The organism is Kitasatospora sp. NPDC004799, from assembly GCF_040609095.1.
Classification (GTDB): Bacteria; Actinomycetota; Actinomycetes; order Streptomycetales; family Streptomycetaceae; genus Kitasatospora.
Window position 1 is genome coordinate 1 of the sequence record NZ_JBEXJK010000232.1, and the last position, 13,508, is coordinate 13,508.

Sequence of the window (13,508 nt, forward strand, 5' to 3'; positions counted from 1 at the left end):
CCTCCGCGTTCTTGCCCGCCCCCCCCGGGGCGGGGGGGGGGGGGGGGGGGGGGCCGGGGGGGGGGGGGGGGCGGCGGGGGGGGGGGGGGGGGCCGGCGGGGGCCCCCCCCACCCGGTGGGGTCAGCGCTTGATCGCGACGCCGCCCCAGTAGTACGCGGCCTTCGGGTCGGCCGGGGGCTCGCCGTCCGGGCGCCAGGCCAGGACCGGGGCGACGCCCGGCTCGACCAGGTCCCAGCCGTCGAAGAAGCGGACCACGTCGTCGTAGCCGCGGGGGACCAGGGTCATCCCGCCGGCCCGGGCGGCCTCGGCGACCTTGCCGACGGCCTCCGGGTCGAAGTCCGGGGTGGGGGTGGTCAGCGCGATGCAGCTGCCGGCCGGGAGGGCGTCGCGCAGGGCGGCGACCCGGCCCCACGGGTCGTCCTCGTCGGCGATCAGCATCAGGACGGCGATCATCAGCAGGCCGACCGGCTGGGTGAGGTCGAGGGTGGCGGTGAGCGCCGGGTCGGCGAACAGCTCCTCGGGCTTGCGCAGGTCGGCGTGGATGTAGGTGGTGCGGCTGGCCGGGCTGGAGACCATCAGGGCGCGGGCGTGGGCCAGCACGATCGGGTCGTTGTCGACGTAGACCACCCGGGTCCCGGGGCTGACCGCCTCGGCGATCTCGTGGGTGTTCGGCGAGGTCGGGATGCCGGTGCCGAGGTCGAGGAACTGGCGGATGCCGAGGTCCCGGGCCAGGTAGCGCACGGCCCGGCCCTGGAAGGCCCGGTTGGCCTTGGCCATCGCCTTGACGCTCGGCACGGCCTGCTCGATGGCCTGCCCCATGGCGCGGTCCGGGGGGAAGTTGGTCTTCCCGCCGAGCCAGTAGTCGTACACGCGCGCAGAGTGCGGGGCGGTGGTGTCGACGCCGAAACGTTCCCACTGGCTGAGCTCGGCGGCGTCGTCCTGCGGGCCCTGGTGGGGGAAGTCCTGACTTGTCGTCATGGCCACGTCCTCTGATGGCAGATCATCACACTGGGGAAGGCACAGCGTAGCGGTCCGGAGGGGAGGTGGAGCGTCCGGTCGGGGAAGATCCGTGAAAAGCGTCGGGAGGGCGTGCTCTTGGGCCGTCGGAGTGGTGATCGGGGCCGTCGGAGTTGCGGCCGGGAGCGGGGGTGACGGCCGGGGGATGCATCGACAATGCTGTCAGATCGTCAGATTACTTCGCGCAGATTGTTGCTGGTTGCGGCCGGTATGTCCCTGCTGGGCGTGGCCACCGGATGTCGGAGCACCCTGAGTGGTGGGGAGGGTGGTGCCGCGGCTCCGTCCGCTCCGGCGGGGGGTGGAGGGGCGCCGGAGGGGCCGGGAGCGGCACCGGCCGCGGCGTCGGCCCCGGCGTCGGCCCCGGCTCCGGAGGGGGTGCCGAGTGCGGTGCCGGCGTCCGCCGCTCCCTCGGTCGCCGCGCCGAGTGCGGTGCCCGTGCGGCGGGTGCTCACCGAGGCGGAGACCAAGCCGGTGTACGACCTGGACCCGGAGCGGAAGGTGGTGGCGCTCACCATCGACGACGGGCCGGACCCCCGGCACACGCCGACCGTGCTGGCGCTGTTCGAGCAGTACGGGATCAGGGCGACGTTCTTCCTGATCGGCGAGAACGCGGCCGAGCACCCCGCCCTGGTGCGGGAGATCGCGGACCGCGGCCACCACATCGCCAACCACACCTGGACCCACCCGGACCTGCGGCACCTGTCCGAGGCCAAGGTGCGGGACGAGCTGGAGCGCACCTCCGACCTGCTGCACCGGGCCACCGGCCGGCAGCCGACCTGGTTCCGCGCGCCCGGCGGGGACTGGTCGGCGGACTCGCTCAGGGTGGCCGCCGACCTCGGGATGCGGAACATGGCCTGGTCGGTGGATCCGCGGGACTGGGCCCGGCCCGGGACGTCGGCGATCATCGACCGGATCCTCAAGGGCGTCCGGCCCGGGTCGATCGTGCTCAACCACGACGGCGGCGGGGACCGGTCGCAGACGGTGGCGGCGCTGAAGGCGTACCTGCCGGTGCTGGTCGACTCGGGGTACTACTTCACGGCTCCGCCGAACTGAGTCAGTTTTTCGAGTGGCGGCGGGTATCGGCTTCAACCTTTAAACCACCCAAAAGGGTGGATTGGAAGAACCGTTTCTGCGGTTTTTGGGCCTCTAGGGTGATCTCGCATCAATTCACCGGGTACCGCTGCGTACCACCTGAAAGGCCCTCACCCATGCGCCTCCGCAACGCCGTGCTCGCCGCCGCCAGCGCCATCGCCCTCGTCGTCGCCGTTCCGGTCTCCGCCAACGCCGCCCAGGGCGAATTCCGCTACAAGGTCGCCCCCGGGTACACGAGCGGGCTGTTCAACCCGCCGAGCGGCGAGTGCCTCGACATCCCGGAGGCGACCCAGGAGCAGCCGGCCTACGCGCCGGAGAACCTCACCCGGTCCACGGCCACGGTGTACCTGGACTTCGGCTGCGAGGGTGACACCTACTACGTCATGAACCCGGGCAGGAAGCTCGGCGACCGGCTGAAGCTGCGCTCCGTGGTCTTCTCCTGAGCGCACGGTCACCGCGGACCCGTCCAGCAGAACGGCCCTGCCGCACTTCCTGTGGGGCCGTTCGGGTGAGTGGCGTAGCGTGACTGGGGAGGGGGCGCCGTCCCGGCCGCGGAGGAGGAAGTCATGTCCGTACGGGAACTGGACGCGGTGGAGCAGGAGGCCTTCGGCGGGCGCGTGCTGCAGGTCCTCAACGACGCCTGTCTGGGGCTGATGACCAGCATCGGCCACCAGACCGGGCTGTTCGACGTGATGGCCGGGCTCCCCCCGTCGACCGGCGAGGAGATCGCGCGGGCCGCCGGGCTCGACGAGCGGTACGTGCGCGAGTGGCTGGGCTGCATGGTCGTGGCCGGCTTCGTGGAGTACGACCCCGACGCGCGCCGCTACCTGCTGCCGCCCGAGCACGCGGCGTCACTGACCAGGGCGGCCGGACCGGACAACCTGGCCGGGATGATGCCCTTCCTCGCGATGATGGGCGAGGTCGAGCAGGAGCTGATCGGGCACTTCCGCACCGGCGGCGGGATGCCCTACTCGGCGTACCCGCGCTTCCAGCGGCTGCAGGCCGAGGAGACCGCCCGGGTGTACGACCTGGCGCTGGTGGACGGGATCGTGCCGGTGGTGGACGGGCTGACCGAGCGGCTGCGGGCCGGGATCGACGCGGTGGACATCGGCACCGGGCAGGGGCACGCCGTCACGGTGCTCGCCCGGGCGTTCCCGCGCAGCCGCTTCACCGGCATCGACATCTCCGCCGAGGGGATCGCCGCGGCCCGCGCGGCGGCGGCCGAACTGGGCCTGACCAATGCCCGCTTCGAGGTCGCCGACTCGGCCGGGCTGACCGGGGAGTACGACCTGGTCACCGCCTTCGACGTGATCCACGACCTGGCCCGCCCGACCCGTACGCTGGCCGCCGTCGCGGGCGCGCTGCGGCCCGACGGGGTCTTCCTGATGGGCGACATCGCCGCCAGCAGCGAGCTGGCGGAGAACATCGACCATCCGCTGGCGCCCGCGCTCTACACCTTCTCGACCTTCTACTGCATGACGGTCTCGCTCGGCGAGGGCGGGGAGGGGCTCGGCACGGTCTGGGGCGAGCAGACCGCCCGGCGGATGCTGGCGGAGGCGGGGTTCCGGTCGGTCGAGGCGAAGCGGGTGGAGGGGGACGTGCTGAACCTGTACTACGTGGCGCGGCTGGACGGCGCGGGGAAGGGCTGACGGGCGGGGCCGTCGGCGCCTCCGCGGCCGGGGTGGCCCGGGCCGGACGGGCGGCGTAGGTTCGAACTGTCCGGCCCGGTCGCCGGCGCCTCGCCGTGCCCCTGCGCCTGCCGTCGTCGTGCGGCCCGCTGTGCCCGTGGTCGGGCGCGGCGGCCTGGGCAGAGCGAAGGAGGGCCTGGGATGACCGGCAACGGCTACGCGCACCCCGAGGCGTTGGTCCGCACCGAATGGCTGGCCCACCACCTGGACGACGGCACGATCCGGGTCGTCGAGGTGGACGAGGACACGCAGGCCTACGACCGGGACCACATCCCCGGCGCGGTCGGCTGGAACTGGAGCACCGACCTGCACAGCCAGGTCGGCCGGGACTACGTCGACCGCGACGGCGTCCAGCACCTGCTGCGGTCGGCCGGGGTGGAGGACGACACCACGGTGGTGCTCTACGGCGGCAACAACAACTGGTTCGCCGCCTACGCCTACTGGCTGTTGCGGCTGCGCGGCTTCGGGCCGGTGCGGCTGCTGGACGGCGGGCGCAAGAAGTGGGAGCTGGAGGGCCGGGAGCTCACCCCCGAGGTGATGGACTACCAGCACACCGGCTACCGGCTCGGCGGGCCCGAGCGGCCGGAGCTGCGGGCGCTGCGGGACGAGGTGCTGGCCAAGGCGGAGGTGTTCGCCAAGCCCGGGGCGGACGCGGTGCTGGTGGACGTCCGCTCGCCGGCCGAGTTCCGGGGCGAGCTGATCGCGCCCCCGCACCTGCCGCAGGAGCAGGCGCAGGTGCCCGGGCACATCCCGGGGGCGGTCAACATCCCCTGGTCGCAGGCGGCCAACGACGACGGGTCGTTCCGTTCGGCGGAGGAGCTGCGGGCGCTGTACGGGGGCCGGGGCGTGGAGTCGGAGCGCGAGGTGATCGCCTACTGCCGGATCGGCGAGCGGTCGGCGCACACCTGGTTCGCGCTCACCGAGCTGCTCGGGTACCCGCACGTGAAGAACTACGACGGCTCGTGGACGGAGTACGGCTCGCTGGTGCGGGCGCCGGTGGCGCTCGGGGCGTGAGGGGGCGCTCGGGGCGTGAGGGGCGCCTGCCCACGGGTGGGTCGGGTGGGGCGGATGGGGTGGTGTGACGGGCGCGCGGCGACGCTGCGAAGCCGTCATTGCGGTGCGTATCTTTTCATGAACATCTCACAATGGGGGAGTGGAGCAGGGGCTTCCGGGACAAGGATCGATCCGACCCAATCGTTCCGGTGATCCTGGAGGACCACGTGCGCAAGAGGCTGATCGTCTCTGCTGCCAGTGCCCTGAGCCTGTTCCTGGCCGTCCCCGCCTCGGCGGCCGACTTCCAACCCGGTGCGCCGGGTGTCGGTGACTCCTACTATCCGACCTACGGCAACGGCGGCTACGACGTCTCGCACTACGACATCCGGCTGAAGTACCAGCCCGCCACCGACGAGTTGGAGGGCACCACCACCATCCTCGCCACGGCCACCCAGGACCTCTCCCGGTTCAACCTGGACTTCGCGCTGAACGTCTCGGAGGTGCGGGTCAACGGGCGGATCGCCACCTTCGCCACCAGCGGCGAGCAGGAGTTGGAGATCACCCCCGCCCGGCCGCTGGCCAAGGGCTCCCAGGCCACCGTGGTGGTGCGGTACAAGGGCGTGCCGTCCACGGTGAAGAAGTACGGGTTCACCGCCTGGCTGCGCACCCCGGACGGCGCGGTGGCGGCGGGCGAGCCGGAATCGGCCTGGTGGTGGTTCCCGAGCAACGACCACCCGAGCGACAAGGCCACCTTCGACGTCTCGGTGCTGGTGCCGGACGGCAACCAGGTGATCAGCAACGGTGTGCTGGCCGGTACCAGTTCGCAGGCCGGCTGGACGCGCTACAGCTGGCGGGAGAACAAGCCGCAGGCGACGTACCTGGCCACCCTGGCGGTCGGCAAGTTCGACGTCACCCGGGACACCACGCCGAGCGGGCTGCCGATCTACAACGCGTACAGCAAGGACCTGGGCGACAACGCCGACGCGGCCCGGTCGAGCGTGGAGCGCACCGGCGAGCTGGTGGACTGGCTGAGCGGCTACCTCGGCGAGTACCCGTTCAGCTCCATCGGCGGCTACGTCCCCAACGTGCCGACCGGCTACGCGCTGGAGACCCAGACCCGGATCTTCTACAGCCCCCGGCAGTTCGCGCGCGGCTCCAACGCCTCGGTCGTCGTGCACGAGCTGGCCCACCAGTGGTACGGGGACAGCGTCTCGCTCAACCGGTGGAGCGACATCTGGCTGAACGAGGGCTTCGCGCGGTACGCCCAGTTCCTCTGGTCGGAGCACGAGAACGAGGGCACCGCGCAGGAGTTGGCCGACTACGTCTACTCCTCGCACCCGGCCGACGACCCGTTCTGGACCATCAAGCCGGGCGACCCGGGCCCGGACAACCAGTTCTCCAGCGCCGTGTACGAGCGCGGCGCGGTGGCCGTCCACGCGCTGCGCAACGCCGTCGGGGACGAGAAGTTCTTCCGGATCCTGAAGGGCTGGCCGACCGAGCGCCGCTACGGCAACGGCACCATCCCGGAGTTCCAGGCGTACGCGGAGCGGATCTCCGGCCAGCCGCTCGGGGACGTGCTGAACACCTGGCTGTTCACCGCGAGCAAGCCGGCCGTCGGGCCGGTGGCGCCGGGCACCGCCGTCGCGGCCTCGCTGGCGCCGGGCGCGGACGCGGGCCGGCTGCCGGCCGAGCCGAAGTCCTGGAAGAAGATCCAGGAGACCAACTCCGTCCACGAGGGCGAGCGCTGACGTCCGGTCGGATGCCCGAGCAGCGGACGGTGGGACGGCTCCGCGGTACTGCCGCGGGGCCGTCCGCCGTCATGTCGGCGCGTTTCTTCTCATGAAGATCTGACGATCGGGTCGTGAGGAGGCGTCGTCGGGACAAGGATCGGTGCAACCCCGTCAATCCGGTGATTCCTGGAGGACCACGTGCGCAAGAGGCTGATCGTCTCCGCCGCCAGTGCCCTGAGCCTGTTCCTGGCCGTACCGGCCTCGGCGGCCGGCTTCCAACCCGGCGCGGACGGCGTCGGGGACCCGTACTACCCCACCTTCGGCAACGGGGGGTACCGGGTCTCGCACTACGACATCCGGCTGAAGTACCAGCCCGCCACCGACGAGTTGGAGGGCACCACCACCATTCTGGCCACCGCCACCCAGGACCTCTCCCGGTTCAACCTGGACTTCGCGCTGAAGGTCTCGGAGGTGCGGGTCAACGGGCGGCTCGCGACCTTCGCCGCCAGCGGGGACCAGGAGTTGGAGATCACCCCCGCCCGGCCGCTGGCCAAGGGCAGCCAGGCCACCGTGGTGGTGCGCTACAAGGACGTGCCGTCCACCGTGACGCGGTACGGCGGCTACTCCGCCTGGCGCCGCACCCCGGACGGCGCGGTGGTGGCCGGCGAGCCCGTGTCGGCCGCGTGGTGGTACCCGAGCAACGACCACCCGAGCGACAAGGCCACCTTCGACGTCTCGGTGCTGGTGCCGGACGGCAACCAGGTGATCAGCAACGGTGTGCTGGCCGGCACCAGTTCGCAGGCGGGCTGGACCCGGTACAGCTGGCGGGAGAACAAGCCGCAGGCGACCTACCTGGCCACCCTGGCGATCGGCAAGTTCGACGTCACCCGGGACACCACGGCGAGCGGGCTGCCGGTCTACAACGCGTACAGCAAGGACCTCGGGGAGAACGGCGCCGCGGCGCGGGCGAGCATCGAGCGCACGGGTGAGCTGGTGGACTGGCTGAGCGGCTACTTCGGTGAGTACCCGTTCAGCTCCGTGGGCGGCTACGTCGCCAACACCCCGTCCGGCGGCGCCCTGGAGACCCAAACCCGGGTCAGCTACGGCCAGGGGTTGTTCACCAGGGGCTCCAACACCCAGGTGGTCGTGCACGAGCTGGCCCACCAGTGGTACGGGGACAGCGTCTCGATCTCGCGCTGGAGCGACATCTGGCTGAACGAGGGCTTCGCCCAGTACTCCCAGTTCCTCTGGTCCGAGCACGAGAACGAGGGCACCGCGCAGGAACTGGCCGACTACATCTACGCCTCGCGGCCGGCCGACGACCCGTTCTGGAGCGTCAAGCCGGGCGACCCGGGTGAGGAGAACCAGTTCGCCGGCGCGGTGTACTACCGCGGTGCGGTGGCCATCCAGGCGCTGCGCAACGCCGTCGGGGACGAGAAGTTCTTCCGGATCCTGAAGGGCTGGCCGACCGAGCGCCGCTACGGGAACGCCACCATCCCGGAGTTCCAGGCGTACGCGGAGAAGGTCTCCGGGAAGAAGCTCGGCGACCTGCTGAACACCTGGCTGTTCACCCCGGGCAAGCCGGCCGTCGGGCCGGTGCCGCCGGGCGCCGCGGCCGCGGCCTCGCCGGCGCCGGGCGCGGACGCGGGGCAGCTGCCGGCCGAGCCGAAGTCCTGGAAGAAGATCCAGGAGGCCGCCTCGGTGCACGACGCCCGGCGCTGACGGCAGGCGGGACCGGGCCGGCGGCTCCGCGCGTACGGCGCGGGGCCGTCGGCCCGGCCCGTGCCGTTCCCGAGGCCAGGCCGTTCCCGAGGCTAGGCCGCTCCCGGGCCGTCCGCCGCCAGCAGTTCGGTGAGGCGGCGCACGGCGAAGGGTATGAGGTCGCGGACCGGGAGCAGGCGGCACGGCGCGTTGCCCACCAGGACCTCGCGGATGCCCGCCCGCTCCTCGAACTCCCGCCCCACGACCGGGAAGTGGGTGCCGTTGTCGTCCCCCACGTCCGGCGCCTCGATCCAGACCCGCTCGCCCTGGATCGCCATCGGGAAGCGGCGGAGCTTGAGCCGGCGGTTGGGCGCGAAGGTCTCGGCATAGTGCAGGAGGGAGTTGCGGTCGTGGCCGACGCCGACCAGCAGCACGTACCCGCCGAGGTCGTGCAGCGCGCCGAACGGCGACTCCCGGCCGACGGCGAAGCCGAGCGAGCGCCGGGCGGTGACCTCCCGGGCGTGGGCGCCGACGGCGGCGACCGAGACCTGCGGATGGGTGCTGCGCAGGCTCTCCGGCAGCGCGCGCAGCGCCTCCGCCACCGCGCCCATGGCGGAGGGCAGCTCGGCGTGGAACAGCGGGACGGCGGCCCGGAGTTCGGCGACCTCCGGGCCGGGCGGGCCGCTGTGCCTGGGGGCCGGGTCGCAGACCGTGCCGGTGGTGAAGGTGGGCGCGGCGACGGTGCCGCCGGGCCCGACCGCCTCGCGCAGGCTGGCCACCACGGCCGCCGCGCCGCCCTCGACCCGGCCGAGGCTGGAGAGCGAGGAGTGCACGATCAGCGACATGCCCGCCCGGACGCCCACCCGGTGCCAGCCCTCGACGAGGTCGGCGGTGGTGAGCGGGCCGGTGCCCGGTGTGGTCATGGTGCCCCCTGGTGACGGTGGTGCCGTTGGTGCCGGATCGTTCGGGGCCGACCATAGCGGGTGGCACTGACAACCGGTCAGGACGGGGGCCTTCGGCACCTCCGCCGCGACCGCTTCAGCGCGCGACCGGGTGGCCGGCCGGGAGGCGCGGGTAGTCGGTGTAGCCGGTGGCCTCCTGGCCGTAGAGGTGGGTCGGGTCGACGGGGGCGAGCGGGGCGTCCACGGCGAACCGTTCCGGCAGGTCGGGGTTGGCGATGAAGGCGCGGCCGTAGGAGACCAGGTCGGCCAGGCCTGCGGTGAGCACCGCCTCGCCGCGCTCGCGGTCGGTGGCGGCGCGGTTCTCGCCGACGTTGCCGATCAGCGGGCCGGACCAGCGCGGGCGCAGGTCGGCCAGGGCCGGGTAGTCGTCGTTGTCGGTGAGGTGGAGGTAGGCCAGTCCGAGGCCGTCCAGTTCGGCGAGCAGCGCGCGGTAGACCGGTGCCGGGTCGGCCTCGTACATGCCGAACTGCGGGTTGCCGGGGGACAGCCGCAGGCCGAGGCGGTCGGGGCCGACGGCCTCGGCGACGGCGGTGACCAGCTCGATCGGGAAGCGCAGGCGGTCGGCGAGGGTGCGGGGGCCGTACTCGTCGGTGCGCAGGTTGGTGTTGTCGGCCAGGAACTGGTGGATCAGGTAGGAGTTGGCGCCGTGCAGCTCGACGGCGTCGAAGCCGGCCGCGAGGGCCAGCCGGGCGGAGGCGACGTGGTCGGCGATCGTCCGGTGGATCTCCTCGCGGGTCATCGCGCGCGGGGTGACGGCCTCGGCCTTGCCGCCGCCCCTGACGTGCACCGGGCCCGGGGCGGGGACGGCGGAGGGGCCGGCCGGGACGTCGCCGAGCAGCCGGTTGAGCGGGTGGCCCTGGCGCCCGCCGTGCATCAGCTGGGCGACGATCCGCCCGCCGGCGGCGTGCACGGCCTCGGTCACCGCGCGCCAGCCGGCCACGTGCGCGGGCGTCTCCAGGCCGGGCAGGTGCCAGCCGGACTGGCCCTGCCGGCTGGGCCAGATGCCCTCGGTGACGATCAGGCCGGCGCTCGCGCGCTGGGCGTAGTGCTCGGCGACGACGGGCAGCGGCGTACCGTCCTCGGCGGCCCGGTACCGCGTCATCGGGGCCATGACGACGCGGTTCGGCAGGTCGAGCCGGCCGAGGCGGTACGGCGTGAGCAGGGGCGAGATGGTGGTCGTGGTCATGCCGGTACGGTAGAACCTGACATCAGTGTCAGGTTCAAGCGAGACCGGCGGTCGCGCGCGCGGGGGCCGTGGCGTCCGGGCCGGCCTCGCTGAGGATCAACTCCTCGATGCCGTACAGGAAGCGCTCCATCGCGGGGCGCGGGAGCAGGGACGGGTCCGCCGTCATGGCCAGGCTCAGCGCCTCGGCGGACTGCAGGGCGTCCAGGGCGTAGGTCAGGCCGGGGCGGGGCTCGAACTCCACCGGCCAGCTGAGGGTGGTCCGGTCGTCGCCCGGGTCGGCGGCGGCCGGGAGCAGCTCCCGGGTGTCGTTGAACACGCAGGAGCGGTCGGCCAGTCGGACCCCCTCCTCGGTCAGCCGGGCGATCTCGGCGTCCAAGGCCGACCTGTCGTAGTACGCGTGGCGGTAGGTGCCGATCGCCGCGGCGTGGGTGCGGCGCACGACCTCGCCGAACTCACCCGTGGCGTCCGGGAGGTGGAACAGCCCGTCGCCCGCGACCACGCTCACCGCGTCGGCCAGTTCGGGCAGGAAGCGGTTGTTCACCACGACGTTCAGCACGGCCTCGGTGGACCCGGCGAGCCGGGCGGTCATCGCGGCCGTCGCGGCGAGCAGCACCGAGCCCGTGCTGACCCGGTGCCGGGCCGCCACCCGCTCGACGGCCCGGGCCAGGGCGGGGGAGCGGAGCACCGCGTTGGGGAACCGGTCGGGCCGTTCGACGGCCGGCGGGAAGAGCCGGGCCGGGCCCTGGCGGAGCTTGCGAAGGAACTGCCCGCGGGCCCCCGCGTCGCGCCGCAGGCCGCGCTCGGAGGTCTGGAACTCGGCTTCCTCCAGCGGCTGTCGGGTCCGTCGGCGCAGCTCGGCCAGCTCCTCGGGGGAGCGGCCGAGGCAGAGCGCGGACAGGTCGGCGACCAGCCGGCTCATCCCGGAGCCGTCCACCGCGGTGTGCGAGAGCACCAGGCTGATGTGCCGGACCAGCCCGTCCGCCGTCACCGCGCCGATCCGGATCGGCCACTGGGTGGCGGTGTCGAAGCCCTGTGCCGCCAGCTCCTCGTGCAGCCGGGCGCCGAGCGCGGCCACCTCCCGGTGCTCCCCGGCGGGTTGCAGGTGGACGTCCAACGTGCCGTCACCGTCGATGACTTGGCGGAGGCCGCCGTCCCCGTCCGGAAGCAGTCGGGTGTGCAGCGAGTCGTGCAGGTGCAGCAGCCGCTCCAGTGCGGTGAGCAGGACGGGCAGCGGCAGCCCCGGGTCCAGCGGCGCCGCGGTGGCGATGTTGTAGCGCGGCGCGTCGGCCGGCGGCAGCTGTCGTACGGCGTCCCAGATGGCCCGTTGGCCCCAGGTGGCCGGGCCGGACCCGGTCCGTCCGGACGAGAAGGCGATCTCCAGCAGTTGGCGAGTGGTCACCGATCGGCTCTCCGTAGTGCGGTGGTCGTTTCGTCGTGCCGGTGCGTTGGGAGCGCGGGTGCTGCTGGGGAGAGTGTGGCGCACCGTCCGCCGTGCGTCGAGGTGGTCCGCGGCCTCGTCGGGCCCGTCGGCGTTTCGGGGGTTCCGCAACTCTCTTGATATGAAGTATCTTGATGTCGAGATTGATGCCGGTCATGCGGCTCGTCCCGGCCACGGGACGGACGCGACGCACACCACGGGGGCCTGTCATGCGGGGGAACGGACTGTTGGCGCAGCTGAGGCGGCCGCCGGGCGGGCGGGACGCCCGGATCATGCTGCTGGCGCAGGGCGTCGACCGGACCGGCACGGGCGTGTGGGCCGCCGCCTCGGTGCTCTACTTCACCTACGTGTGCGGGATGGACGCGCGGCAGCTGGGACTGCTGCTCGGGGTGGGCGCGGTGGCGGGGATCGCCGGCTCCCCGCTGGCCGGGCGGGCGGCCGAACGGGCGCCGGTGCGCTGGCTGCTGATCGGCTGCCACCTGCTGCGGCTGGGCGCGATGGGACTGCTGCTGGTGGTCGACGACTTCACCGCGCTGCTGCCCGTGGTGGCCCTGATCTGCCTGGCCGAGCGGGCCGCCAAGACGCTGGAGATGCTGTTCGCGACCCGGGTGGCGGGCGAGCGGCGGGCCACCTACCAGGCGCTGTTCCGCAGTGTCGCCAACGCCGGGTACGCGCTCGGCGCGGGCGTCGCGGCGATCGGGCTGGCGGTCGGGACCACGGCCGCCTACCGGGTGCTGATCCTGGCCAACGCGCTGTCCTACCTGCTGGCCGCGGAGCTGGTCCGGCGCACCCGGGAGCCGTCCGGGCGCGGGCTGGTCGCGGCGAAGGCCGGTGACGAGCCGGCCGGGGCGCCGGCCGCGGTGCCGAGCCCCTGGCGCGACCGCGGCTACCTGCGGTTCGTCCTGCTGGACATGCCGCTGAACCTGGACGACTCGATCCTCAACGTGGGCCTGCCGCTCTGGCTGGTCCACCACACCGGCGCGCCGCACGCCGTCGTCCCGGTCTTCCTGGTGCTCAACACGGTGCTCGTGGTGCTGCTGCAACTGCGGGTCTCGGCCTGGGCGGACGGAGCGCTCGGGGCGGCCGCGGCGGTGCGCTGGTACGGGGTGACGGTGCTGGCCGGCTGCCTGCTGATCGCGCTCGCCACCGGCGCCGGGCCGGTGGTGGCCTCGGTCGCGCTGCTGGCCGCGGCGGTCCTGGTCACCCTGGCCGAGCTGCTGCGCTCGGTGAGTTCGTGGGAGTTGGCGGTCGTGCTGGCCCCGCCGGGCGCCCGGGCCTCGTACCTGGGGGTCGCCGGGATGTCCCAGTCGGTGCAGAAGTCGGCGGGGCCGCTGCTGCTGACCGGGGTGGTGATGGCGGCCGGGCCGGTCGGCTGGCTGGGGCTCGGCGCGGCGACCGTCGGCCTCGGCGCGCTCCAGCGGCGGGCGAGCCTGCGGCGGCTGGCGACGCTGGACGCGGCGGACGGCGGCGCGGGCGGCGAGCCGGCCCGGTCGACCGCCCCGGCCTCGGCGGGCTGAGTCTGGGGTCCGTCTTCAGACTCGCGCCCGCGGGGCGGCGCCGGGCCCGCCCTGTCAGCGGGCGGCGGCCGTGACCGGGCGGTGGCGGAGCAGCCAGGCGGCGGCCGGGGCGGCGCACAGGGCCGACAGGGCCAGCGCCCCGGCCGCCACCAGCCCGACCGGGCGCCACGGCAGCGCCCACGG

Annotated in this window: 11 protein-coding genes; 7 read left to right on the forward strand and 4 right to left on the reverse strand. The window is 73.4% G+C overall.

Going from position 1 to position 13,508, the window contains the following annotated elements; genetic code table 11:
- Positions 1–121: 121 nt before the first annotated feature.
- Positions 122–979 (reverse strand): SAM-dependent methyltransferase, encoded by an 858-nt coding sequence (locus ABZW03_RS25785; RefSeq protein ID WP_355262779.1) that lies wholly within the window; start codon positions 977–979, stop codon positions 122–124.
- A 426-nt stretch (positions 980–1,405) separates the two neighbouring features.
- On the opposite strand from ABZW03_RS25785, the gene ABZW03_RS25790 reads away from it, so the two are divergent.
- The 6 genes from ABZW03_RS25790 (at position 1,406) to ABZW03_RS25815 (ending at position 8,243) form a co-directional block, all read left to right on the forward strand.
- Positions 1,406–2,071, forward strand: coding sequence for a polysaccharide deacetylase family protein (locus ABZW03_RS25790; RefSeq protein ID WP_355262781.1), 666 nt, complete (start codon positions 1,406–1,408; stop codon positions 2,069–2,071).
- Between the two features lie 155 nt (positions 2,072–2,226).
- Complete coding sequence (locus ABZW03_RS25795; RefSeq protein WP_355262784.1) at positions 2,227–2,553, forward strand: hypothetical protein; 327 nt, start codon at positions 2,227–2,229, stop codon at positions 2,551–2,553.
- A gap of 123 nt (positions 2,554–2,676) precedes the next feature.
- The gene (locus tag ABZW03_RS25800) at positions 2,677–3,759 is read left to right on the forward strand and encodes a methyltransferase domain-containing protein (RefSeq protein ID WP_355262787.1); all 1,083 of its coding nucleotides are present in this window, start codon (positions 2,677–2,679) and stop codon (positions 3,757–3,759) included.
- Between the two features lie 180 nt (positions 3,760–3,939).
- Positions 3,940–4,812: a sulfurtransferase gene (locus ABZW03_RS25805; protein ID WP_355262790.1), complete on the forward strand. Its 873-nt coding sequence runs from the start codon at positions 3,940–3,942 to the stop codon at positions 4,810–4,812.
- Positions 4,813–5,018: 206 nt separating this feature from the next.
- Positions 5,019–6,539: a M1 family metallopeptidase gene (locus tag ABZW03_RS25810; RefSeq protein ID WP_355262793.1), complete on the forward strand. Its 1,521-nt coding sequence runs from the start codon at positions 5,019–5,021 to the stop codon at positions 6,537–6,539.
- Between the two features lie 180 nt (positions 6,540–6,719).
- The gene (locus ABZW03_RS25815; protein WP_355262796.1) at positions 6,720–8,243 is read left to right on the forward strand and encodes a M1 family metallopeptidase; all 1,524 of its coding nucleotides are present in this window, start codon (positions 6,720–6,722) and stop codon (positions 8,241–8,243) included.
- 92 nt (positions 8,244–8,335) lie between these two features.
- On the opposite strand, the gene ABZW03_RS25820 is transcribed toward ABZW03_RS25815, so the two are convergent.
- The 3 genes from ABZW03_RS25820 to ABZW03_RS25830 all read right to left on the reverse strand — a co-directional run bounded on the left by ABZW03_RS25820 (position 8,336) and on the right by ABZW03_RS25830 (position 11,769).
- Positions 8,336–9,145: an AAC(3) family N-acetyltransferase gene (locus ABZW03_RS25820; RefSeq protein ID WP_355262799.1), complete on the reverse strand. Its 810-nt coding sequence runs from the start codon at positions 9,143–9,145 to the stop codon at positions 8,336–8,338.
- Between the two features lie 115 nt (positions 9,146–9,260).
- Positions 9,261–10,370, reverse strand: coding sequence for an alkene reductase (locus ABZW03_RS25825; protein WP_355262802.1), 1,110 nt, complete (start codon positions 10,368–10,370; stop codon positions 9,261–9,263).
- 34 nt (positions 10,371–10,404) lie between these two features.
- Positions 10,405–11,769, reverse strand: a complete 1,365-nt coding sequence (locus tag ABZW03_RS25830; RefSeq protein ID WP_355262805.1) for a condensation domain-containing protein — start codon at positions 11,767–11,769, stop codon at positions 10,405–10,407.
- 266 nt (positions 11,770–12,035) lie between these two features.
- Between ABZW03_RS25830 and ABZW03_RS25835 the strand changes: the two genes are divergently transcribed.
- On the forward strand, positions 12,036–13,325 hold the full coding sequence (locus tag ABZW03_RS25835) for an MFS transporter (protein ID WP_355262808.1): 1,290 nt from the start codon (positions 12,036–12,038) through the stop codon (positions 13,323–13,325).
- The last annotated feature ends 183 nt before the right edge of the window (positions 13,326–13,508 follow it).